24 protein-coding genes, 2 tRNA genes and 2 pseudogenes are annotated in these 22,380 nt (G+C 64.1%); 17 read left to right on the top strand and 11 right to left on the bottom strand.

Annotation, left to right across the window (positions count from 1 at the left end; translation table 11 throughout):
• The first annotated feature begins 45 nt into the window (after positions 1 to 45).
• From OF380_RS10190 to OF380_RS10205, 4 genes are read left to right on the top strand one after another with little or no spacing between them, the layout of a single operon-like run.
• Complete coding sequence (locus tag OF380_RS10190) at positions 46 to 999, top strand: ABC transporter permease (protein WP_264050643.1); 954 nt, start codon at positions 46 to 48, stop codon at positions 997 to 999.
• Positions 999 to 1,928 carry an ABC transporter permease gene (locus tag OF380_RS10195; protein WP_264050644.1) on the top strand — a complete coding sequence of 310 codons (930 nt, stop codon included), beginning with the start codon at positions 999 to 1,001 and terminating at the stop codon, positions 1,926 to 1,928. The genes OF380_RS10190 and OF380_RS10195 overlap by 1 nt, the downstream gene beginning before the upstream one ends.
• On the top strand, positions 1,925 to 2,986 hold the full coding sequence (locus OF380_RS10200; protein WP_264050645.1) for an ABC transporter ATP-binding protein: 1,062 nt from the start codon (positions 1,925 to 1,927) through the stop codon (positions 2,984 to 2,986). Before OF380_RS10195 ends, OF380_RS10200 begins: the two co-directional genes overlap by 4 nt.
• Positions 2,983 to 4,014, top strand: a complete 1,032-nt coding sequence (locus OF380_RS10205) for an ABC transporter ATP-binding protein (RefSeq protein WP_264050646.1) — start codon at positions 2,983 to 2,985, stop codon at positions 4,012 to 4,014. The genes OF380_RS10200 and OF380_RS10205 overlap by 4 nt, the downstream gene beginning before the upstream one ends.
• A 275-nt stretch (positions 4,015 to 4,289) precedes the next feature.
• Here the strand turns inward: OF380_RS10205 and OF380_RS10210 are convergent.
• From OF380_RS10210 to OF380_RS10220, 3 genes are all read right to left on the bottom strand, one after another.
• Positions 4,290 to 4,365: transfer RNA gene (locus OF380_RS10210), tRNA-Phe, on the bottom strand.
• Positions 4,366 to 4,471: 106 nt separating this feature from the next.
• On the bottom strand, positions 4,472 to 4,687 hold the full coding sequence (locus OF380_RS10215) for a DNA gyrase inhibitor YacG (protein WP_264050647.1): 216 nt from the start codon (positions 4,685 to 4,687) through the stop codon (positions 4,472 to 4,474).
• Positions 4,684 to 5,361, bottom strand: coding sequence for a Maf-like protein (locus tag OF380_RS10220; RefSeq protein ID WP_264050648.1), 678 nt, complete (start codon positions 5,359 to 5,361; stop codon positions 4,684 to 4,686). The genes OF380_RS10215 and OF380_RS10220 overlap by 4 nt, the downstream gene beginning before the upstream one ends.
• Positions 5,362 to 5,625: 264 nt before the next feature.
• Here OF380_RS10220 and OF380_RS10225 point away from each other — a divergent pair.
• The 4 genes from OF380_RS10225 (at position 5,626) to OF380_RS10240 (ending at position 7,347) form a co-directional block, all read left to right on the top strand.
• Positions 5,626 to 5,700 (top strand) — tRNA-Gly (locus OF380_RS10225).
• 529 nt (positions 5,701 to 6,229) lie between these two features.
• Positions 6,230 to 6,457, top strand: coding sequence for a hypothetical protein (locus OF380_RS10230; RefSeq protein WP_264050649.1), 228 nt, complete (start codon positions 6,230 to 6,232; stop codon positions 6,455 to 6,457).
• 161 nt (positions 6,458 to 6,618) lie between these two features.
• Positions 6,619 to 6,942: a hypothetical protein gene (locus OF380_RS10235; protein WP_264050650.1), complete on the top strand. Its 324-nt coding sequence runs from the start codon at positions 6,619 to 6,621 to the stop codon at positions 6,940 to 6,942.
• Positions 6,943 to 7,035: 93 nt separating this feature from the next.
• A complete protein-coding gene (locus OF380_RS10240) occupies positions 7,036 to 7,347 on the top strand; it encodes a hypothetical protein (protein WP_264050651.1) in 312 nt (103 codons plus the stop codon).
• A gap of 193 nt (positions 7,348 to 7,540) precedes the next feature.
• Here the strand turns inward: OF380_RS10240 and OF380_RS10245 are convergent, their stop codons facing one another.
• Complete coding sequence (locus OF380_RS10245; protein WP_264050652.1) at positions 7,541 to 7,708, bottom strand: ribosome modulation factor; 168 nt, start codon at positions 7,706 to 7,708, stop codon at positions 7,541 to 7,543.
• A gap of 193 nt (positions 7,709 to 7,901) precedes the next feature.
• Here OF380_RS10245 and OF380_RS10250 point away from each other — a divergent pair.
• Positions 7,902 to 8,605 (top strand): annotated as a pseudogene (locus tag OF380_RS10250) (IS5 family transposase).
• A 363-nt stretch (positions 8,606 to 8,968) separates the two neighbouring features.
• On the opposite strand, the gene OF380_RS10255 reads toward OF380_RS10250, so the two are convergent.
• The 4 genes from OF380_RS10255 to OF380_RS10270 form a co-directional block, all read right to left on the bottom strand.
• Positions 8,969 to 9,319: a 4-fold beta flower protein gene (locus OF380_RS10255; RefSeq protein WP_264050653.1), complete on the bottom strand. Its 351-nt coding sequence runs from the start codon at positions 9,317 to 9,319 to the stop codon at positions 8,969 to 8,971.
• A 7-nt stretch (positions 9,320 to 9,326) separates the two neighbouring features.
• Positions 9,327 to 9,758 (bottom strand): hypothetical protein, encoded by a 432-nt coding sequence (locus OF380_RS10260; RefSeq protein WP_264050654.1) that lies wholly within the window; start codon positions 9,756 to 9,758, stop codon positions 9,327 to 9,329.
• A complete protein-coding gene (locus OF380_RS10265) occupies positions 9,755 to 10,570 on the bottom strand; it encodes a transglutaminase-like domain-containing protein (protein WP_264050655.1) in 816 nt (271 codons plus the stop codon). The genes OF380_RS10260 and OF380_RS10265 overlap by 4 nt, the downstream gene beginning before the upstream one ends.
• Positions 10,571 to 10,649: 79 nt before the next feature.
• Entirely contained in the window at positions 10,650 to 10,913 is a 264-nt protein-coding gene (locus OF380_RS10270) for a hypothetical protein (protein ID WP_264050657.1), read from the bottom strand.
• A 248-nt stretch (positions 10,914 to 11,161) separates the two neighbouring features.
• Between OF380_RS10270 and OF380_RS10275 the strand changes: the two genes are divergently transcribed.
• From OF380_RS10275 to OF380_RS10300, 5 genes are all read left to right on the top strand, one after another.
• Positions 11,162 to 12,274, top strand: coding sequence for a helix-turn-helix transcriptional regulator (locus OF380_RS10275; RefSeq protein WP_264050659.1), 1,113 nt, complete (start codon positions 11,162 to 11,164; stop codon positions 12,272 to 12,274).
• A 286-nt stretch (positions 12,275 to 12,560) separates the two neighbouring features.
• Complete coding sequence (locus OF380_RS10280) at positions 12,561 to 12,854, top strand: hypothetical protein (protein ID WP_264050660.1); 294 nt, start codon at positions 12,561 to 12,563, stop codon at positions 12,852 to 12,854.
• On the top strand, positions 12,851 to 13,147 hold the full coding sequence (locus OF380_RS10285) for a hypothetical protein (RefSeq protein ID WP_264050661.1): 297 nt from the start codon (positions 12,851 to 12,853) through the stop codon (positions 13,145 to 13,147). Before OF380_RS10280 ends, OF380_RS10285 begins: the two co-directional genes overlap by 4 nt.
• Positions 13,148 to 13,154: 7 nt before the next feature.
• Positions 13,155 to 13,589: a hypothetical protein gene (locus OF380_RS10290; protein ID WP_264050662.1), complete on the top strand. Its 435-nt coding sequence runs from the start codon at positions 13,155 to 13,157 to the stop codon at positions 13,587 to 13,589.
• A 1,222-nt stretch (positions 13,590 to 14,811) separates the two neighbouring features.
• Positions 14,812 to 15,366 carry a PAS domain-containing protein gene (locus OF380_RS10300; RefSeq protein ID WP_264050663.1) on the top strand — a complete coding sequence of 185 codons (555 nt, stop codon included), beginning with the start codon at positions 14,812 to 14,814 and terminating at the stop codon, positions 15,364 to 15,366.
• An 850-nt stretch (positions 15,367 to 16,216) separates the two neighbouring features.
• Here OF380_RS10300 and OF380_RS10305 read toward each other — a convergent pair.
• Positions 16,217 to 17,944, bottom strand: coding sequence for a GGDEF domain-containing protein (locus OF380_RS10305; RefSeq protein ID WP_264050664.1), 1,728 nt, complete (start codon positions 17,942 to 17,944; stop codon positions 16,217 to 16,219).
• Positions 17,945 to 18,226: 282 nt separating this feature from the next.
• The gene (locus OF380_RS10310) at positions 18,227 to 18,694 is read right to left on the bottom strand and encodes a MucR family transcriptional regulator (RefSeq protein WP_264050665.1); all 468 of its coding nucleotides are present in this window, start codon (positions 18,692 to 18,694) and stop codon (positions 18,227 to 18,229) included.
• A 239-nt stretch (positions 18,695 to 18,933) separates the two neighbouring features.
• On the opposite strand from OF380_RS10310, the pseudogene OF380_RS10315 reads away from it, so the two are divergent.
• Together OF380_RS10315 and OF380_RS10320 are read left to right on the top strand one after the other, a co-directional pair.
• Positions 18,934 to 19,143, top strand: a pseudogene (locus tag OF380_RS10315) (integrase core domain-containing protein); the annotation flags it as partial.
• A 201-nt stretch (positions 19,144 to 19,344) separates the two neighbouring features.
• Positions 19,345 to 19,563 carry a hypothetical protein gene (locus OF380_RS10320; protein ID WP_264050666.1) on the top strand — a complete coding sequence of 73 codons (219 nt, stop codon included), beginning with the start codon at positions 19,345 to 19,347 and terminating at the stop codon, positions 19,561 to 19,563.
• A 42-nt stretch (positions 19,564 to 19,605) separates the two neighbouring features.
• Here the strand turns inward: OF380_RS10320 and OF380_RS10325 are convergent, their stop codons facing one another.
• Positions 19,606 to 20,730: a metallophosphoesterase gene (locus tag OF380_RS10325; protein WP_264050667.1), complete on the bottom strand. Its 1,125-nt coding sequence runs from the start codon at positions 20,728 to 20,730 to the stop codon at positions 19,606 to 19,608.
• A gap of 395 nt (positions 20,731 to 21,125) precedes the next feature.
• Here OF380_RS10325 and OF380_RS10330 point away from each other — a divergent pair, with 395 nt between their 5' ends.
• Positions 21,126 to 22,082 carry a magnesium and cobalt transport protein CorA gene (locus OF380_RS10330; protein ID WP_264050668.1) on the top strand — a complete coding sequence of 319 codons (957 nt, stop codon included), beginning with the start codon at positions 21,126 to 21,128 and terminating at the stop codon, positions 22,080 to 22,082.
• Positions 22,083 to 22,380: the final 298 nt, after the last annotated feature.

Genomic DNA, 22,380 nt, shown 5'->3' on the forward strand with positions numbered 1-22,380 from the left:
TCCGGGGGAGGGGCACCGCAGAGCAACCGGGACAAGGGTGACACCATGCTGAAGTTCATTCTCCAGCGCCTGCTCACGGTCACGCCGGTGGCGCTGGGCGTGAGCGTCGTCTGCTTCATGCTGGTCCACCTCGCCCCCGGCGACCCCTTGAGCGCGGTGCTTCCGGTGGACGCCACGCAGGAGACCATCGACGCCATGCGGGCGGCCTACGGCTACGATAAGCCGCTGCCGGTACAGTACGTGATCTGGCTCTGGCACGTGCTTCAGGGCGATCTCGGCATCTCGATCGCCACCGGGCGGCCGGTGGCGCAGGAGGTCGGTCGGGCCGTCGTCAACAGCCTGATCCTCGCCTCCGTGGCCACCCTGATCGGCTTCACCTTCGGCTGCCTGTTCGGCTTCGTGGCCGGATATTTCCGCAACTCGATCCTGGACCGGCTCGCTTCGGCGGTGTCGGTCTTCGGGGTGAGCGTGCCGCATTACTGGCTCGGCATGGTGCTGGTCATCGTGTTCTCGGCCCAACTCGGCTGGCTTCCGCCCACCGGCGCCGGACCGGACGGCTCGGGCAACTGGCGGCCCGACTTCGAGCATCTGCGCTACATCATCCTGCCCGCGCTCACGATGTCGGTGATCCCCATGGGTGTCATCGCCCGCACCATCCGGGCACTGGTGGGCGACATCCTCGCCCAGGACTTCGTGGGGGCGCTGCGCGCCAAGGGCCTCTCCGAGCTCGGCGTGTTCCGGCACGTGGTGAAGAACGCGGCCCCCACCGCGCTCGCCATCATGGGCCTGCAGCTCGGCTACCTCCTCGGCGGCTCGATCCTGATCGAGACGGTGTTCGCCTGGCCCGGTACGGGCTTCCTCCTCAATGCGGCGATCTTCCAGCGCGACCTGCCGCTCCTGCAGGGCTCGATCCTCGTCCTGGCGATGTTCTTCGTCGCCCTCAACCTGATCGTCGACGTCGTGCAGACGGCGCTCGACCCGCGAATCGAGAGGGGCTGATGGCACTCGCGACACAGGCCGGCGCGCCGATCCTCGACATTGCCGGCGGTGCGGCCCCCACGCCGACCGCACCCGATGCCTTCGTGCCCTCGCGGGGGTTCTGGGGACAGGTCGGTCACAAGCTCCTACGCGATCCCGTGGCGATGGCCGCCGCCTGCGTCATCCTGACGATCGTGGCGGTCGCGCTGCTCTCGCCCTGGATCACCCCGATGGACCCGTATCGCGGGTCGATGCTGCGACGCCTGAAGCCGATCGGGGACGCCACCTACATCCTCGGATCGGACGAACTCGGCCGCGACATGCTGAGCCGCCTGATGATGGGCGGGCGCCTGTCGCTGTTCATCGGCGTCACCCCCGTCATCCTCGCCTTCGTCATCGGGTCCGGTATCGGCATCCTGGCGGGCTATGTCGGCGGCTGGGTCAACACCGTGCTGATGCGCACGGTGGACGTGTTCTTCGCCTTCCCCTCGGTGCTGCTCGCCATCGCGCTCTCGGGTGCGCTGGGAGCCGGCATCTTCAACTCCATCGTCTCGCTGACCTGCGTGTTCGTGCCCCAGATCGCTCGGGTCGCCGAGAGCGTGACGACCCAGATCCGCGCGCGGGACTACGTCGACGCCGCCCGGCTCTCGGGCGCCTCGACCCTGACGATCCTGCGCGTGCAGGTGCTCGGCAACGTGCTCGGGCCGATCTTCGTCTACGCCACCAGCCTCATCAGCGTGTCGATGATCCTGGCCTCCGGCCTGTCCTTCCTCGGCCTCGGCGTGAAGCCGCCGGAGCCCGAATGGGGCCTGATGCTGAACACCCTACGGACCGCGATCTACGTGAACCCGATGGTCGCGGCGCTGCCGGGTCTCGCCATCTTCATCGTCTCGATCTCGTTCAACCTGTTCTCCGACGGCCTGCGGTCCGCCATGGAGGTGAAGGCATGAGCCGACCCACCGGTTACAGCACCGTTCCGATCGCCCGCGACCGAGGCGGTCCGGCCCAGCCCCTCCTCACCGTCGACCGCCTCGTGAAGCATTTCGCGGTGAAGAAAGGCCTCGGCGCCACCAAGGCCGTGGTACGGGCGGTGGACGGCGTCGATTTCGAGATCCTGAAGGGCGAGACCCTCGGGGTCGTCGGCGAATCGGGCTGCGGCAAGTCCACCACGGCCCGGCTCATCATGGGCCTGATCCCCCACGATTCCGGCGACCTGCTGTTCGACGGAGAGCGCATCGGCAGCCGGGCGCTGCCCCTGCGCGATTTCCGGGCGCAGGCCCAAATGGTGTTCCAGGACAGCTACTCCTCCCTCAACCCGCGCATGACCATCGAGGGCTCGATCGCCTTCGGGCCGCGGGTGCACGGTGTGCCGAAGCGCCAGGCCATCGAGCGCGCCCGCAGCCTGCTCGCCCGGGTGGGGCTGGAGCCCGCGCGCTTTGCCGCCCGCTACCCGCACGAACTCTCCGGCGGCCAGCGCCAGCGCGTGAACATCGCTCGTGCGCTCGCCCTCGAGCCCCGCCTCGTCGTGCTTGATGAGGCGGTCTCGGCCCTGGACAAGTCGGTGGAGGCCCAGGTGCTGAACCTGCTGATGGACCTCAAGCAGGAGTTCAACCTCACCTACTTGTTCATCAGCCACGACCTCAACGTGGTCCGCTTCATCTGCGACCGGGTGGCGGTGATGTATCTCGGCCAGGTGGTCGAGATCGGCCCGGCCGACACGGTGCTGGCCGCGCCGGCCCATCCCTATACGGCGGCGCTCCTGGCCTCGATGCCCTCGATGGACCCGGATGCGCGGACGCAGGTGGCGCCCCTGGCCGGGGACCCGCCCAACCCGATCGACCCCCCCGCCGGCTGCCGCTTCCACCCGCGCTGCACCCTGGTGGAGGCGGTCTGCCGGGGCACGGTCCCGTCCCTCGATGTTCTCGATGCAAACCATCGCGTCGCCTGCCTCGCGCGCCAGCCGCACTCCGGCCATTCCCTGTCGCCCAGCCTGACGGTGGCCGCATGAGCGCATCCGCAACCGAGCCTGCCGTCGCGATCCGCGGCCTGACGGTCGTCTTCGGCGGCGTGGTCGAGGCCGTCGACGGGGTCGACCTGACCCTGGAGCGGGGCCAGGCCGTGGCGCTGATCGGCGAGTCGGGCTCCGGCAAGAGCGTTACCCTGAGGGCGATCATGCGCCTGAACCCGGAGCGCCAGACCCGGATCGGCGGCGAGATCCGCGTCGGCGGCGCGGACGTGATGGCGATGTCGCCCGGCGCCCTGCGCGCCCTGCGTGGCCGCGTCGTTGCGATGATCTTCCAGGAGCCCTTGCTCGCCCTCGATCCCGTCTACCCGGTGGGGCGGCAGATCACCGAGGCCATCCGCCAGCATGAGCGGATCGGGGCGGGAGCGGCCCGCCAGCGCGCCCTGGACCTGTTCGAGCGCGTCCGTATCCCGAGCCCGGAGCGACGCCTCGACGCCTATCCCCACGAGATGTCGGGGGGCATGCGCCAGCGCGCGATGATCGCGCTTGCGCTGGCCTGCCGGCCGCAGGTGCTTCTGGCCGACGAACCGACCACGGCGCTCGACGCCACCGTGCAGATCCAGATCCTGCTGCTCCTGCGCGAGTTGCAGGCCGAGCTCGGTCTCTCGACGATCTTCGTCACGCACGATCTGGGTGCCGCCGTGGAGGTCGCCGACCGGATCGCCGTGATGTATGCCGGCCGCATCGTGGAAGAGGGGTCGGCCCGGGAGGTCATCCTCAATCCGCACCATCCCTACACCATCGGCCTGCTGCGCAGCCGGGCCGACGGGGCGCTCACCAAGGGGGCGCGCCTCAAGACGATCCCCGGCTCGCCGCCGGATCTGGCCAACCGTCCGCCGGGTTGCCCGTTCGCACCGCGCTGCTTCCTTGCCGAGGAGCGGTGTCATGTCGACGCCCCGCCGGATTTTGCCGTCGCGCCCGATCACCGGGCGGCCTGCTGGCGCGCGGAGGCGGCCCATGAGGCGTTCCGGGGCGATCGAGCACAGGTGCTGGAGGACGTGACCCCGGGCTAATCCGTTCAGCGCCGTTTGTTGCGATGCTGGAGTGCCAGGGGCTGCGCATCCACTGCGGCAGATCCGGTGCCCGGCAATACGCAGAGGCTGGGATCACTGGAGCCCAGCGAAACGCCCTCGGCAGGTGGGCGCCTGGACGTCGGAAGGCGCCGTCCACACGCTGACCGCGGACCACGCCGGATTGCCGCGACAGGTACCCGAATCTTCCGCACCATCGACCCAGGTGCGGGGTGCCTGGCGGGGCGCCAAATGATTGCAGAGTATTAGAAAATGGATGGTGCCCAGGGACGGAATCGAACCGCCGACACTGCGATTTTCAGTCGCATGCTCTACCAACTGAGCTACCTGGGCCGCCGCCGGTTCGCGTGAGCGGCACCGGCTGGAGCGGGGGTATAGGGGGTGGATCGCGGCCTGTCCAGCCTTGTTGGAGAGAGATTTTGCGACGGCGTCGGAGGCGTCAGTCCGGGCCGCGGCTCATCCCTCCGGAGCCCTCGGCATCCTCATCCTCATCCTCGGCGGTGGGGATGGCGTAGCGGTCGGTCAGCCAGCGCCCGAGATCGACATCGGCGCAGCGTGCCGAGCAGAACGGGGCGAAGGCCGGCTCGGACGGCTTGCGGCAGATCGGGCAGGGATCGGCCTTGGGCCGGGTGCGGGACGGATCGGACGCGCTCACAACGGGCCTCCCCAGGCTTGGCGGACGGGAAACCCCTCACCGTCGAGGAGGCTCAGGGTCTCGTAGAGGGGCAGGCCGACCACTGCGCTGTGCGAGCCGACGAGCTTCACCACGAACGCGCCGGCGAGGCCCTGGATCGCGTAGCCGCCGGCTTTGCCGCGCCACTCATCCGAGGCCAGATAGGCCTCGATCTCGCGCGAGGACAGGCGTTTGAACCGGACGCGGGTCTCGACCACCCGCTCGCGCCGCGCGTCCTTCGGCGAGAGCAGGCACACGGCGGTGTAGACCCGGTGCTGACGCCCCGAGAGAAGACGCAGGCAGTCGGCCGCCTCGTCGGGCAGTTCGGCTTTCGGCAGGACACGCCGCCCTACGGCCACCACCGTATCCGCCGAGAGGAGGAAGGCCTCGCGCATGTCGTCGCGGCGACGCGCGGCAGCAGCGGCCACGGCGAGTTTCTCACGGGCCAGCCGGCGCGCAAGCTCGCGCGGCGTCTCGGCCTTGCGGGGCGTCTCGTCGATATCGGCCGGCAGAAGCGCATCGGGTTCGATCCCCGCCTGCTGCAACAGGGCGAGGCGCCGCGGCGAGGCGGAAGCCAGGACGAGGCGGGCGCGACGGCCGGAGCCGGCGGAATCGTCGTTCGTGATCACGTGCGAGCCGTCATGGGGCAATGGCATCCTGTGGCCGTTGGAAACATCGACGCCCCGGAGGCGGGGTGCGGAGCGGGTCCGGACGGCTCCGCCCGCACGGGAACCTCTCCGCGAGGCGCGGGCCCGGGGCGGCGGGACCGTATCGGAACCGCCCCGCCTTGTGAACGCGCCCTCGGAGGCACCGGCCGTTCACCCGCAGGGTTGATCGCGCCGGTGGACAATGCGGACGGCTCTGGTATGGTCCCGCTCGCAGCCTAAGCGGCTGCCGCTGGCGTCCACGGATTCCAGCCTGCGGGCGTAGTTCAGTGGTAGAACGTCAGCTTCCCAAGCTGAATGTCGTCGGTTCGATCCCGATCGCCCGCTCCAATATCTTCAGGCACTTAGAGCCGTTCTGGTTGGTCGTCTCACACAATCGTCTCACATAGCGGCGTGAGAATGACGACAATCGCGCGAGATCCAGCCCTCCTCAGCAGTCTGCGCGAGCGCGTCGCAGATGCGGCTGGTCCGGATCGTGCGCTGTTTGCCGAGGTGTGGTTCGCCTGCACCGGAAAGCAGTCACCGGACACGAAAGCCCGCTTCGCAATCCTCCTTGATGCGAAGGCTTGGACAGATGCCGCTCTGTGGCTGGCGTTCGCTGCCCTGCCTGAACAACGCATTGCTGTCACCGCCGGTGCTGGCGAACTTTCGATCGCGATTGGCGCTCCCCACAAGCGGGCCGCAGCAGCGCCACACGCAGTCCAAGACATCAAGGGGCCCGGTAGCCTCGGGCTGATGATCCTTGCTGCCGTGCTAGACGAACTCATTGTGAAACCGCCCGCGAGGGTAAGCGCGCGACCGTCACGGTAGGACAAGCTGTCCGGCTGACGGCGGAACCGGTGCCGTGCGATGAGCGAGCATGCTTCGGGTCATTAAGCACATCATCGTCGAGCCCACGCCGTATCAGATCGAGCGGCTCGGGCGGGTCCAGGCCGCCGTCCTCGCGACATTTCCCTCTGCAACGACGGAGATCGTTCAAGGGCTCCCTGATGACGATCTCGTCGTTGAGGTGCGACTTCCCCTCGAGCACCTCTACGCATGGCAGGATGCTCGACGAGCGTGGGGTGATTTCAGCCGCGTCGCGTAAGCGCATTAGATCCAGGGCGCAGCTCAACGCCCGCGTGCGTAGCGCGGTATGAAGCTGTGTGGGTCGACCACTCTTAAAGAGCGATTGTGCTCGACAGGGCTGAGCGCAGGTAGAAGATGGCGCTGAAGGCTCCACATGCGGAGCTGTAGGGGGAGCGGAGCATGAGTGAGATCATCCCGCACGATTTCGGCAAAAGAAAGCGGGAGACGGCTCGCCACCTTACGCGCCTGCTGAAGCTCTCTGCCGAACAGACTGCGGAGCTGAAAAGCGACCCGGTGCGCTTGTTTAACATCGCGATACAGGAAATCTCGGACCTACATAGGCAGATCCACGAGGCACAGGGTGCACTGTCTGGGCCTATCCTCTTGGGAACCGATAAGCCCTCGTTTGGCTCCAACGGTAGGGGTTTCGTCCGCATCAGTTCGGCGGACTACAACAAGCTAAAGCGCTGTGCAGAGATCGTCCGTGGAATGGAGACGGTATAAGGCCGCGCGAATGGCATCGGACCCGATCTCGACGAGCCACTTCGGCTTCCTCACCCTTCAGCGTCTCGTTCCTTGGATCTTGGGAGCGTCCTCGTGGGCCCTGTGATGCTGGTGCTACCGCTGCTCGTTGGCGCCACCAGCGCTCACGCCGACCCAATATCCACCCTAGACGGGATGTGGCAGCTTCTTGGCGCCTGTGCCCATTCGGTTAGCGGCCCGGCGGCGTCGGCTGGCTCGGAAGTGACCCTGCTCTTCAGCATCAAGCGCGACGGCAGCCTGCAGGGGCAGCCGCGGATCACCCACTCGAAGCTTATGGGCGACGACGCTGCCCAGAAGGAGTTCCTCGCTGGAGTGCTCAGCAGCATCGCGCGCTGTTTCCCGCTTTCGATCACAGACGCGGTCTAGGCGGCGCTGTCGCTGGGCGACCCCTGCGCCTACGTGTGATGAACCGCGCGAGAGAGCGAGGCGCATAGCAAATGTCAGGGCCGGTCTACGGGTCGCGTGGCTGCCCTTCGGGTCGCCTTGAGTAGCTTCCCGATGAGGATGCCTGCAGGGATGGACAGAACGGTCCAGAGGCGAAGGAAGCGCAAGAAGGGCATCATGTCTTCTGCTCCCTCTCCTTCACCGCGGCAGCGTATCCGGCGGTCCACTGTGAGTGGGCAGTGGTTCCGTCTGCATAAGGGCAATCTTCGCGGCGCAGGCCCTTGCCAAGCGCGTAGAAGCCAAGGGCGTAGTGGTCGAGGTTGTCGTCTGGCGGCTCGGTCATCGCCGGTAACGTAGGGCGCTGGGTTGGCACCCCCAACTGCGGTCGTGCACGTCAAACCTTAGGGTGTGAACCGAACCAAGGCGTTGCGAGCGCTATCGTTTTGTGATTCTGAGACGCCGTTTGCAGCATGGAGGCGGCAATGGCAGACCTGTTCTGGCTTTCCGACGAGCAGTGGGCGGTGATGGAACCGTTCATGCCCACGAATTCGCCCGGGCCAGAGCGGAACGATGATCGGCAAGTCATCTCCGGCATCCTGCACGTGCTCACCTCAGGCTGCCGCTGGCGCGACTGCCCAGCCGCGTATGGTCCGCGCACGACCGTCTACAACCGCTTCAATCGCTGGTCCCGCCGCGGCTTCTGGCGGGCGATGTTGAGGGCGCTGGCCAAGAGCGGATGGGCGGGCGAGGCGGCCGCCATCGACAGCACCTACGTCAAGGCCCACCGCTCGGCGCAGGGCGGTCAAGGGGGGCTCGTGTGCAAGGCATCGGCCCGTCACGCGGGGGCCAGACGACAAAGATCCACGTCCTCGCCGATGTCCTCGGCCGCCCCGGCGTCCTCCTGCTGACGCCGGGCAATGCCAGCGACGTCACCGCCGCCCCAGCCGTGCTCGCCGAGGCTCCTGGTCGGATCCGTCGTCTGGCCGCCGACAAGGGCTACGATGCCGACTGGCTCCGGGCCAACCTACGGGAAAAAGGCATCACGCCAATCATCCCCGGCAAGCGCGGCCGCAAGCGGAAGATCCGCCACGACAAACGCCGCTACCGCGAACGCTGGCGGATTGAAGCAACCTTCAATCGCCTCAAGGACTTCCGTCGCATCGCCACCCGCTACGACAAGCTGGCCCGAAACTACGTCTCGGCCGTCGCACTCGCTGCCGTCATCGCCTTCTGGTGCTGATCGAGTCCAGACCCTAGTGCTGCCCGGCTCGGTCGATGACCGTCCCGCCTGGGGCTGATAACGCCCAATCAGCAGGGCTCTCCTTGAGCTCGATCCTGACGCTTATGCTAGCGACTTCTGCAGTCGCGAAAACAATTGGATACCGGACACGTCGTTCAGGTTGCTATCGGCCCTTCTTGGACCCTGGCAAGGACCGCCTCCAGGTAGTCAGATCAACGAGGGCCTACGACCGGAAGGGGTGATAAACGGAACGGCTGCTGATAGCCCGAAAGTCTGGCCGACTTCACATTTTCCTATGGCACAAAATCTAATCATTGAAACATTCCACCCAATGAGAAGGCGCCAAAAGGTTTTCAAGGGGGATCAGATCAAGTCAGCGAAAATACGACTGGACCAGACCGCCAATGCTTTAGGTCGAGGCGGTGCATGCTGCAGTTCAGCGCGCGCGAGCTTCGGCCCCCTCGGGCCGGGCGTGGTTTTTGTTCTCCGCCTTGGCTTCTGAGGTCCACCAACCGCATCGTGTTCGAAGAGGAGGCACGCTCCTTCCTCGTCCGAGATCCAACCTCGATCGGCCCAGCCAATAAAGCGGCCATCATAAGCATAGACCTTATCGTCATGAATGAAGGCCGCAGCTTTGCCGTTCCAAAGATAGAGCGTGTGTCCGTCGTGGCAGAACACTGCCTCGTTACCAGCTTCGTCGAAGAACTCGATCATGGACGGCTCATGCTCCGATCTCACTGTTGTGCAGGGTACGAAGATCGATGTAGCTCATCGTCTTGTTGCTCCAAGTCGGTCCGTCGCAATCGTGCAAACGCTTCGGGAGCGGTTTGTGTTTGTCACCTTGATAGAACCCCATGATGACGGTCTGACCATCATTATTGTCTCTCTCGATCCGGTAGGCTGGTTGCGTTCCGGAACCGACCCGGCTCAGGCGGACGCGAAGCGTCGGATTGCGTGCCTGGTCGGGGACCATGTTGAGGTAGACGCCTTTCAGATATTCGAGTCGATCTGACCTACGTCCAGCGAGGTCTGCGATTGAGACGTTCTCGGAGAGCATGGTGGATTCGTTCATCGTGTAGATCTGCTTTCTGCTGGACGAAATGGGATGCGCCTCGACCGCAAGGACGGAAGGCACCAACGCGGAGCGCATCATGCAGCGGGTTGAGCTTCCTCGGTGGTGACCTGAAACTTCGTCAACGTGTTCGTCCCGAATGTCAGGGTGAGGGGCACATCGGCGGCGTCTCGGCCGTAGGCGATCAAGATCCGGCCGATCCGTGATGCGTTGTTACGCGGATCGAACGTGTGCCAGCGGCCATCGAGGTACACCTCCATCCACGCCGCGAAATCGCCCGGTGCGTGCGGTAGGGGGAGGCCGATATCACTGACGTAGCCGTTGCAGTAGCGGGTTGGGATATTGAGACACCGGCAGAACGCGATGGCGAGGTGTGCGTAGTCGCGGCACACACCCTGTTGTTCCTCAAACACGTCGAATGCGGTTCGGGTCGGGCGGGCGTGCTCATAGCCAAATGTAATTCGATCGTGGACGTAGTCACAGATCGCCTGCACCCGGCTCCAGCCGGATGGAAGATGTCCAAACAGGTCCCAGGCGATCTGGGAAAGCCGATCGGTCTCGCAGTAGCGGCTGCCCAAGAGGAACAGGAGGCTGTCCGTCGGGAGCTTCGCGACTGGCGTCTCCGCAGCATCCGGCACGGGGCGGTCGCCTTTACCTTCGTCGCGCACGATCGTCTCAGTCTTCAGTGTGAAGACGCCTGTCGGGGCGGTCATCCGCTGACACCAATTCCCGAAACTGTCGCGGTAGCCCTCCAGCGGCACCGACGGGCTTGTGACGAGGTGGTCTGGGCGTTCCAGATCCGAGACCCGCGACGCATGTACGTTGAGCGTCGCGATGACCGGCGTGGGCTGAGAAAATGTATAGGTCATCTCGCAGCCGACAAGGATGCGCATGGGCTCACTCCAGAGGGGAACGCTTTGGCTGCAGAGCCTGAGCGTGATTGTCGATGCGCAACAGACGATGTGGGTCGTGTCAGTGCAGGGTCGGCAGCGGTTCCAGGAACGCGCGCATGCCACCACCTTCCTCAACGGCATCCGTGAATGCGTCGAGCGCATCTTCGTCAGAGGCGAACGTGGTGCTCCAAACGGTCGACCAACCACTCTGATCGACGACTTCAAGCGTCCATGGGTCTTGCGTCCCCGCGGAGCGATAGACATTCACGGTCACCGTGACACCGTCCTGGGTCGCCCGACCTGTCAGATCCGAGAACTCCATATGTGGCTTCTCGCTGGTCATGGATTGATCTTTGTGAATGACGTGTGCACCTCCAGGACGTGAATGGGCTCCCATCCCGTCGGCTGAATTAACCTTTTAGCAGAGTTTTAGAAAAACAGCTCAAAAATAAAACAGCCCGACAAGCGACGTTTTTTGTCTCTCACGCAGCGACGTTTTTGTAGTCGATCGATCTGTATCGTTAGATAAAAATCTTAGAACTGCGGCCAGAAATGGCGTGACACCACTCTCGTACGGACGACCTCAAGCGAATGGCCGATTCTCGCGCGACGCCCGATGAGCTGTTGATTGATGTCATCTACGAAGCCGCGCATATCCCGGAACTTTGGCCAAGTCTGCTGGACCGCCTGTCAGAATTGACGGGCGCATGGGGCGGGATGCTGTTCACTGTGACCCCGGAAGCAACGCGATGGATTGCTTCTCCGCAAACAGAGAAATTTTTTGCCGATTTCCTCGCAGATTGCTGGATGGCAAAAAACCCGCTCGTTGAGCGCGGTGTTCGGCGTAATCACGCCGGCTTTCTTACGGATCTTGATTTGTTTACACTTAAAGAGCTTGATGCCGAGCCTATGTATGATTTTATGCGTCAGACTGGCGGCGGATGGCACCTAGGCACTGCCATCGCGGTGCCGAACGGCGATACGCTTGTCGTCAACATTGAGCGTCGCCACGCACAAGGGACCTTCTTGCGCGAGCAAGCCGAGCATCTTGATCTCTATCGACCACACCTTGCACGTGCTGCCATGCTTGCAGCCCGCTATACACAAAGCCGATACGAGGCTGCTGTCGGAGACCTTGAAGCACTGGGGCTCGCAGCTGCTGCTGTTTCAACGAACGGCACCCTGCTAGCATGTAATGCGGGATTTGAAGCCCTTATGCCTGGACTACTGGGCGATGGGCCCAGCGGGCTCGTTGTGAACCACAAGCGAGCGAATGCTCAAGTGCGGGATTATCTAGCTCGTACCCGCTCGGAACCTCAATTCGCCAAGGGCTTTTCCATACCAGTGCCTGCTAGACTTGGGTGGGACCCCACTATCTTGCATTTCGTTCCAGTAAGGGGAGCGGCGCGTGACGTTTTTGAGCGAACTGCTTGTCTCGTTGTCGTCACGACTGCCCGGATGAACCGCTTACCCAGTGCGCAGATCGTCCATGGCCTCTTTGATCTAACGCCAGCCGAGGCCCGAATTGCCCGTGACATAGCCACAGGGGCCAGTGTGCCGGAAGTTGCTGCACTCCTCGGTGTTGCTGCGAGCACGATCCGCACTCAGCTGCAAGCGGTTTTCGCCAAAACGGGCACCTCGCGTCAGTCAGAACTCGCAGCGCTGCTCAATGGCCTGGCGATGCCGGATATTGCTCAGCAGTAGCTGATCAGCGCCTTGTAGGGTTTGCCGCCTCAGGCGACCCTTGCAAGTGCTCAAGCATGCGCCGTGGGGAGCTCCGTCACCCGCGTGGTGTCGCGCGGGCTGCCCATCTCGAACTTCGTCGACCCGGTGCGCTTCGCCATCAGCCCTGCCCGAGCCGGCACGCCAGCTACCGAAGCGCTCGCGCCGACGACCTGCGTCAACTTTCGCGGCAGAAGAGCCATTGTGGTACGATGCCGTCTGTTCACCTGAAGGCGAAGAGCTATCTGGAATGAAGGCGGAGGCTCGTATGCACGAAGACACCCCAGACATTGATCGAGTGGCCCGAACGATCGCTGAAAACGTGTACGCAGCCTACTCGCGCGATGCCGAGGGACCGATCCACTCACAACCGGACCCGCCCATCTTGGCGCGCTTGACCGAAGCCATTCGGGCCGAGGTTCCTGGCGGCACGCCGCGAGACATCATCGATGCCGCCAACGCTGTCCTGGACGCGTGGGAACGGCAGAATGCACAAATTCGGGGACCGCGGATCAGCGCCCTTGATCGTGCCGACGGCTCCGTGGCTGTGGCAGCGCAATGAAGGCAGGTGCGCAGCCCTCGGTCGGCAAGTCCCACCAGACGGAACGCTTGTCGGAGGTCGCTCGCCTTTCGGCGCTTCTCGCCGATCAGGTGCTGGTGGCTCAAGCCGCCGGCCACCCCGCCCCGAAGCCTCACATCAACGCTCTGATCGACGCGGCCATCATTCTGGATAAGTATGAGGTCGACCTTCCGGCGCCGCTGGGTCACGTGATCGATCAGATCGGCGATGCCGAGGATGAGGGCGCCGGCCGGCTCGCGTGGCTGTTCCGCCCATTCCAGGGATCGAAGGAGTGACGCTGTTATGCCGCGTGGTCAGACTTTTGCGGCGCTGCTGATCGGAATAGCGGCGGGGTCGACTTCGTCCTGGGCTCAACCCGCACCCTCCTCATCCGCGGTCAATAACTGGTCCGAGCTTCGGACAGCGTTCGCATCTTGCTGGACGGTCCCTCCTGACACCGAAGGTTCGCTGATCGCTTTCCGCTTCGGCCTGGACAAGACCGGGGGCATGCGTGGTCAACCACTGGTCACCTCACGTCAGTTCATGGGTGACCGGGATGCGGGCAAGCGGTTCGAGGATGCTGCCCGCGAGGCTCTGTCCAGGTGCTTGCCGATACGAGTGACACCCGCCTTCGGTGCCATCCTGGGTGAAAGCCCCATCCGGTTGAGGTTCATCAATACGCCACCGACTGCTGCCTACCAGCTCAACAGCAATATGACGATCTTCGCGCCACGATAGAGGGCTGGTCGCGGAGTGCTGTCGTTCACCCATCGTAGGGGCGCGACCGACGTCGGCGTCATCGAACGAACGCAGAGGGTCCCCGTATACTCCTGCGGACGGTAGCTGGCGGAAAGGTTGGCGCTGACGGCCGAGCATCGATCCGCATCGTCTCAATCAAGCGTGCGCCATCGGCAGCTCAGGCGCCTGCATCGTGTGGCGCGGGACCCGCATCGCGAATTTCGTGGATTGCGTACCTTCTCGGTCAGCCCCGCGCGGACGGGACCACCGCACCCTGGCCGAAGCGCGCGTCGCAAGCGTCCATGGCGACGATCCGCGGCACGCTGCGCTCACGGTCAAGCTGCCGCCGCTTCTCGCCCAAGCGCGTCGCATGGGCGGCGTCCGCCTGCTCCAGCGTCTCGCGTTCCGTATGCGGCAGGAGAACGGGCGGGCCACCGCGCAGCCCTTGCGCCGGCCCGCATCAGCTTGAGCGACAGACAGTCCAGCCCGCGCAACTCGTGGATGATGGGCTCGCCCGCCACCGTCATGGCCTTGCGCACCGGGCGCGGACCGAGGTCGCGCCGATCCGCTACCGCGTCGGCGTTGATCTCCATCCGTTTGGCGAGCGAGGCATCGGCCGATGCCCTAGATTTCGCCCTTGATCAGATCCTCAGCCGCAAAGGCCGGCAGGTCGGGATGGCCGGCGGCCTTCACGGACGTTCGACACGACCGTTCGAGCGCATGGACATCGAAAGGGCGGGTTGTGGAGGTTCCCGTACGGGAAGAACAACTCGTCAGTGCAGCCACTTGGCTACGCCTGCGCAAGCGTACGGATATAGTCAAGGCAGTTCACGCGCCTGGCGGGATCCGTGATGGCAGCAAACAATCTCAGCATTTCCGCCTCCTGATGCAGTAGGTGGAATTGCCCACTCTGGCCGCAGCTTTGCTGCTCCCGGAATGCGCTCGTCCCGACACCGAGCGCGTCAGCGATCTGCTCCAGCACACGTGAGGTTCGGTTATGGTCCACCTCTCGATGCCCTTCAGTGCCTAGCGGAACCATGGAGCGACCCACTGAAATTGAATGCAAAATAGATATCAGTATTTATTCCGCGTTAATAGTTTTATCTCCAACGACATAAGTGAATGTTCACAAATTCGTGAACGAACCGATGATGGGAACGACTGATTTTTCTCCGCGTTCGCTTGGGATCTCTAATAATAACGTGCGGGAGGATCGGATCGGATGGGATCGATCGCGGAATCGGCACCCGCGTTGAAAGCTGCGGGTTTCATAGGCGTGTGGAGCACGAACGTTGTCGCCGGTCGAACTATCCTCGACGCGGGTGCGGCAGCGCTTCTTGCTGGCAATCCTGACCTCGTTGGTCATCCCATTCCCATGGAAATTGCACTCGGAGCCACGCATCCCGACGACAGAGCGTGGTTGTTTGAGCGCATCTTGCGTGTGCGCCAAACTGGCGGACCCTTCTCGGCTGAATTTCGGATCGTTACTGCAGCCGGCGATGTTCGTTGGATTCTCAATCGGGGGCTCCTTGCGCCTGATGAGTCGGGAAAGCTGACGGGGTTGGGTGCGTACATCGATACAACCGACAGCCACGCCAGCCCCTTCATCTCGGCAGCCTCCCTGACTGAGCGCCTCGACGACCCGCTCGAGGCGGCCGCTGATCGCTGCCTGCAGGCGCATAGGCATCTGAAGCGCGGTGGATTTACAGATCTTCGTCGCGTCGCTGAAGTGCTGCTGACCGGGATTGGCCGGGCGCTGGCGGAGCGCAAGATGTAGCCGAGCATCCAGCGCAATGATTCGAGGCGCGGCGCCCTTCACGTCGTGATCCAACGAAAGGATCGCCCCGGAAGTTTACGAAAGCACTGCGGCCGTCGCTGTGCCGCCGAGCATTTCTATTTCCTCCCCGTCGCTTGGTCGCGCCGAAGGCTCCAGGGGCGGGTTTCCCGCGCGAAAGCCACTCCAACGCGCGTGGGTGACCATCTAGCAGATCGAGCGGCACTGGCGTCTTGGAGGTTCCACTCAGAATGATCTCGATGCTCATGCGCCGAGGTCGGGGGACCGTCGATTTCCGAGGCTGAGGTAATAGCCAAAGCCCGGAGAAAGCAAACAGGCAGATGAGGCCAGCGATGGTCGCGTCCCAGTTCGGCGTATCCTGGATCATTAGAACGATGAGCCCGCCAACGGCGAAGGCTGCGGCGAAGGTTTTGTTCCTGGGCCGATCCGATTTCATAAACGATGGTCGCGCTGAACTCTCGCCATTTCATGAAACAACACATTCAACTTGTCTTCATCGCAAACGAGCGCTATCGCGCCGGCGCTATGAGGGGCGGGAAACGTCGTGGCCGCGTGTCGCGCCAACGCCGACGTTCCGGGCGCCCGGAGATTGCGGCAGGGCCACGCGAGGGCTGCAAGGTCCAAGGCAACATGTCGGCCAACGGTGCGCGGATTGACCACTCGCAGGGCTCGCGGGACGATGAGCGCGTCCGCATGAACAACAGGTCCGGCCAGCGGATGCTCTGCCGTGCGGACGAGGCGAAGGCCGCCGGATGGCGGGTTTCGCGGAGGCTGAGCTTCGTCCAAGCGTGGCGAGGAATCCCGTCACGCGTCTTCGCTGAACGCCAGGAGGCTATTCAGCCGCCACGCGGAGGCGGCCCTGTTGATTTGCAGGCACGTCGCTCTCGTCACGCGATCCTGATCGCACGGGAGCGATCGCGACTTGGTTTCTTCCGCCGTGCTTGGCGCGATAGAGCGCCGTGTCCGCAGCCTTGACGAGGTCGGCGCTGTTGCTCGACGTGCTCGGTACCGACGACACTCCGAGCGATGCTGAGACCTTTGCACCGTGGGTCCCGGAAAGAGCCTCGATGCGCTCTCGAATTTGCTCTGCCTTGACCGCGGCATCCTCAAGACTGCAGTCGGGGAGAAACACGATCATTTCTTCACCGCCGTAGCGACAGGCCACGTCAGTCTCTCGAAGTGCGCCCACGATTGCCGCGGCTGCCTCACGCAAGACGGCGTCGCCCGTGGCATGACCGTGCTCGTCATTCAGACGCTTGAAGTGGTCGAGGTCGATCATGATGACCGAGACTTTCCGGCCCTCCCGCTGGGCGAGGCGGACATATCGGTCGAGACTGTCTTCCATATAGCGTCGGTTGTAGAGGCCCGTCAGCGGGTCGCGGAGCGCCTGGTTGCGCAGCTTCTCGCGCAGAGCGATGTTGGACAACGCCAGCGACATCGCGTCGCCAAGCGCCGAACTCAGCGGCAGGATGGCAGCGAGGCGCGCTTCCGCGTCCGAGCCTTGAGCAAAAACCTGAAGAAGGCCAAGGTTCTCCCCCCGGGCCACCATTGGGATTTCGAGGGCGGCGAGACCGGAAGCATGATGCTCGCAGCAGAGGGCTCTGCCGCCGCTGTGGTTGATGTGCGGCTTACCGCGCTTCATCGCCCAGCACTGGTTGATCGCGATCGCCTCCGGAAGGTGTGAGCCCTCCTCGCAGGCCCACGAGGTCGATAGGACGAGCCGGTCTCGCGAGTTGTTGAAGACGTAGAGTGCGCCGCTGAAGCCGCCGATCAACTCGCCGGCAGTAGCCCGAAGGACCGCGTTGGCATCGTGATGATCGGCTGCGCTCTGAAGCATGTCCGTCATCTCGAACAAGTGGCGCACCTGCGTTCGAGACGCATCCATCTCCGTGATCGCCGTCGCTCGGGCCTGAGCATCTCGCGCGCTCGAACGGAATGCGAAGATCATCACTCCGGCAATGAGAAGCTGCGAAAGAAGCACGATACTTTTGCCGATCTCGATACGGGTCTCATGATCAGCAAAGTGTGAGTTCCAGTCCGCCAGGAAAACATCGAACGCGTGACGCATCTTGCCGACCAGAGCCGCACTCCTGCGCTCCTTGAGCAGCGTGCGAGCCTCCTCGAGTTTTCCAGCGCGGACCAGTTCCAGGGCATCCGTCCAGATTGCTTCGAGACGCTTCAGGTTCGCGTCGGTAGATGTGCTCGTTCCGTCGGGCATCCTGAGGAATGGATCGAGGCGTGCGAGGTACGTATCCCGTCTACTGTGGAGAGCTTCGAAAGCACGACTGTATTCGCTGTACTCGCTATCCCGGTCGCCGACAGCTCTGTTGAGCACGTAGGCTTCGGCATCCATCAAGGCTTCCTGGGCGATGCGCATCTGCCGGCCACCCTCGCGCAGGTCGATGAGAGCCTGCTGGTGCCGGTTCGTGTAGAAGAAGCCGGAGAGCACGATCGTGATCATGACCACGATGAGACCGACCTGAGCGGCGAGGCGATGCCGGACGTTGCTGCGCCGGGTGCTTCTCGTCGGCGTGCCTAGTTCGCGCTCGCTCAGTGCCATAGTCGGTCCCAGGATATCGGCGCCGACACGAATCGGCACGCCGGGACAGAAAGGCACCAACCTCCTGTCTCCGCGTGAAAGAAGATGGCTAAGAAATCGGTACCGTAGCAGCCAGACTTCAGCGGGCTGGCTAGGTTTCGCTCATATTCGATTGAAGCGGGGTTCTGCCTACCGTTCACTCTGAACGCACGGCGAGAGTGAGCGTCGGATTCCTTCTCCGGGCACGACGAAGCCCCGCGCTGGGGAGGGCTGCGGGGCTTCGGATCGCGCAGATTGCGGAGATCAGGCTGCCGTCTTGCGGCCCTTGGCCCGGGGCTGCGCGTCCTCGCCACGATCGACGATCCGGCCGAGACCAATCGACTTCGCGAGCTCGGAGCGTCGCGCTGCGTAGGCTGGCGCGACCATCGGATATTCGGCCGGCAGGCCGAAGCGCTGGCGGTAGCTCTGCGCGTCCAGACCATGCGCTCCGAGGTGGCGCTTCAGGGTCTTGTAGGTCTTGCCGTCCAGGAAGCTGACGATGCCGTCGGACTGCACCGACTTGCGAACCTGCGAAGCGGTCGGCTTCTCGACCTCGTCTTGCGCCGGCGCTTGCGTGCCGCCGCCGGCGAGCCCGTTCAGAGCAGCGTGGACGGTACGGATCAGGTCGGCGAGATCTGTGATCCGGACAGGGTTGTTCGACACGTACGCAGAGACGATGTCGCCGGTCAGGTCCACAAAATCCGTCGCGTGTGTTTCAATGATTTCAGACATAGCGCATTTCACTTTCGGACTCACGTTCTTTGCGGATGAAGCAAATTCCGGCGATAAGCAAACGAATAAGCTGTAATCGTTCGCGTGACATACCAGGCATGCGCCAAAGCGATCAGTCGTAGGCGTGCGCTGCCTATACCGAAGAACTGCGTATCTTGTCGGGCACTTTGGCTTCTCGGAGCCATGCGACGATAGCCTGCATCGAACCGAACGTGTGGTCGATCCTGCTGAACGGGGGTGGCCGCTTCCGAGCGGCGTGCCTGAACGCCTCGTGGTTCCTGTCGCTGGCGGATGCTCGCGAGCGCATCGAGGACGGGAGGTGCCACGACAACGAAGATCGACCCCACACGGCCCGGGGCGGCTCGACGCCCCGAGCCTTCGCCGACCAAGCAGTCACAGCCCGACAACTTGCATGGGTCGTGAACCGCAAACGGGGTCAACGCCGCTGAGGCTCGAAAGCCAGACCTGGGGGAGGACCAATTCTCAGGGGCAGGCCAAGATCTCGGGGACGATGCAACCCGGGAACTGAGCGACGAGGCGCCCGGTCAGAGCCGAACTCACCCGATCGACAGGGCCATGTCCGCGGGCGTCGATCACGTCGGACGTTTTCCCCGCAGACCCGTTGGAAGGGCGCCCATCACCGGGACCGGTTGAAACAGGAAACAGCGGATACCAACGGCAAGACTGCCGATGCCTGCGCGAAGCCGGCGACCGCGTTTCGGGAAACGTCGCAGAGGGCGGACGGGAAGGCCCGGGCCGCCGAGAAGAAGGGCAAGCAGGCCGCCTTTCGCGGGCGCTCCGAGCTTCTCGGACAGGCCGTGAAGGCGCTTTCCGTTAAGGTCTCGAATCTGTGTAGGACGTTGGCGTGAGCTCACCCGGCCGCTCGGCTAAATGCCCGAACTGCTCACCGACTAAGGTCTGGGCTTTACCCTGAGCGTGATCCGCGTCAGTTCGGATGGCGGCCCGAGCCTCAGGGCGAAGCCCGGCCACAGCCCCGTGCCGTTGTTGACGTAGAGCGTCATGCCACCGACCGCGTAGGCGCCCGAGACGAAGCCGTTGTTCGCCCGCGCGACCAGCCGGTCCAGGCCCACGATCATCCCCCCATGGGTGTGACCGGACAGTTGGAGCGCCACGCCCTTCGCGGCCGCCCTGCCCGCATCCCTCGGCTGATGGTCCAGGAGAACGATGGGCGCGCCCGGCGGCGAGCCCGCCAGCGCCGCGTCGAGGTCGTGGGGCGGCTGGCCGGAATGCGAGGCCGACAGGTCGGTCACGCCCGCCAGGACCAGGCCGCCGCCGCCGCGCCTGAGAACCGTATGCCGGTTCTCAAGCACCTCCATCCCCAGCTCGGCATAGTGGCGCATCCACGCCGCGTATTCGAAGAAATATTCGTGGTTGCCGGGGATCACCCAAACCCCGTCCGCAGCGTGGAGATCACGCAGCGGCTCGACGTCCGCGCGACGCGAAGCGAGTGAACCGTCGATCAGGTCCCCGGTGACCACGACGAGGTCGGCACCGAGTTGGTTGGATCGCGCCACGACCTCGCGCGCCCATCCCGCTGAAAACAAGCGGCTGAGATGCAGATCCGTCAGCTGGAGAAGGGTGTAGCCGTCGAACCCGGTCGGGAGGTTTTCGATCTCGACGGTGACATCCTTGAGGGGCGGCACCCGTACGGCTTGCTGGACCGCCACCGCAGACAAGACCAGCGCCGCGGCGGCCTCCGCGTAGCGCAATTCCGCAGGGATCGCCCACCCACCGCCGGGCAAAAGCCTGGAGGCCAAGGCCACGACGTCGAAGGCCAAATGCATCGCCGCAACGAGGAAGATGGCACCGAAGGCCCAGTTGAACAGCACGATCAACGCACGCGGGAATTCCGGCGCGAAGACCGAGCCGGACGAGAGGCGGCTCCACAGGTGGTATTGCGACGCGATCAGCAGGAGGATGGCGACGGCGGCCTTCAGCGCCAGCGGCCACGGAAGCGGCCACAGCACCCGGGCGATGACGTACAGGCAGGGTAGACCGAAGATCAGGTGGAACATGCGTCCGTTTCGGCGACGGTGGACCATTGGCACGAAGCCGATCCGGCATTCGGATCGGCCAAGGCAGTATCACCGGCCGCCTTCCAGGGGAGGCGTTGATCCGCTTCCCAAACGTCGTCAGGTGCTTCCGAGCACATCCGCCTCCACGGTTAAGGGATGCCAGCCGTACTTGGAGCAAGTGCGGACAACGCTTCTCCCGATCGCGAACCCCGTGGAGTGGTGAATGACCAACCGTCGACCCGGCCTGTCCGACGAGGGATCTGTCCACTGGACGAGGGCGTTACGATGCCGCCAAGCTGGACCTTGGCCGGGGTCGCCCACTCGGCCGAACGGAGCGCATACGGATGCCGACCTCATCGATCCCGGTCGCACAGCCCCATAGGCCGGGAGTCGTGATGTCGGCAGCCTATGCCAACGGCCAGCGTGTCGCCGACGTGCCGATCGACGAAGCCGGTGGATGGGCGCGCCGTCCCGGACACCTCGTCTGGATCGGCCTGTACGAACCGTCCGCCGAACTGCTCGGCGACATCCAGGCCCAGTTCGGCTTGCATCCGCTCGCCATCGAGGATGCCCGGGCGGCGCACCAGAGGCCAAAGCTCGAACGCTATGGCGATTGCCTGTTCGTGGTTGCCCGTACCGCGCAGCGCGTGGACGGTCGCATCACGCTCGGCGAAACGCATCTGTTCGTCGGACGCGGCTTCGTGGTCACCGTTCGCCACGGTGCCTCCGTGTCGTACGCCCCCGTGCGCGAGAAGACCGAAGCCTGTCCCGACCTCCTCGCACATGGCGAGGACTACATCCTGCACGCTGTGCTCGACTTCATCGTCGACAACTACGGTCCCGTCATGGAGACCGTCCTTTCCGAAGTCGAGGCCATCGAGGACTGCATTCTCAAGCGAGAGCTTCGACCGGACGAGGTCGAGCGGCTCTACCTGCTGCGGCGCGACCTCTTGAGATTGCGAACGGCCGTCGTCCCGCTCGTCGAGGTCTGCCGCAAGCTGGAGCACGGCGACATGGTCGCGATCGACGAGGAGATGCAGCCTCTGTTCCGTGACGTCTCGGATCACCTGCTACGCGTCCAGGACGAAATCGATGCCATGCGTGAGGTCCTCGCCTTCGCCTTCGAGGCGAGCGTGATGCTGGGCCAGGCCCAGCAAACCGTCATCACCCGTCGCCTCGCCGCATGGGCGGCCATCCTCGCGGTCCCGACGGCCATCGCGGGCATCTACGGGATGAACTTCGAGGTGATGCCGGAACTCAAGTGGCGCTACGGTTACTTCATCGTGCTTGCAGGCATCTTCACCGCCTGCGCCGTTCTGTACTGGCGCTTCCGCAAGAACGGCTGGCTCTGAACGGCCTCGGGCCACCGCAGGAGGCAGGCCACAGGGACGATGTCCGCCATGAGGATCCTATCGGCTTGGACAGCGGACCTGCCATTTCGGTGTTCGCGAGTGCCCCGATCCGGTCGGTGAACCCGACATCCTGGATTCTACAGCGCGCCACCTCCGTGACGAGTGGCCGATCGAAGCCTGCAAGGTCGATTTGAACGCGCTGCCGGGCGATCCCGATCAACGGCTGAATCTATAAATAGGAATATAAACATATTGTGGCGCGATGCTCGTTCAGTTCGCCGCAGATGGCATCGAACTT

Source organism: Methylobacterium sp. FF17, assembly GCF_025813715.1.
GTDB classification, from domain to species: domain Bacteria; phylum Pseudomonadota; class Alphaproteobacteria; order Rhizobiales; family Beijerinckiaceae; genus Methylobacterium; species Methylobacterium flocculans.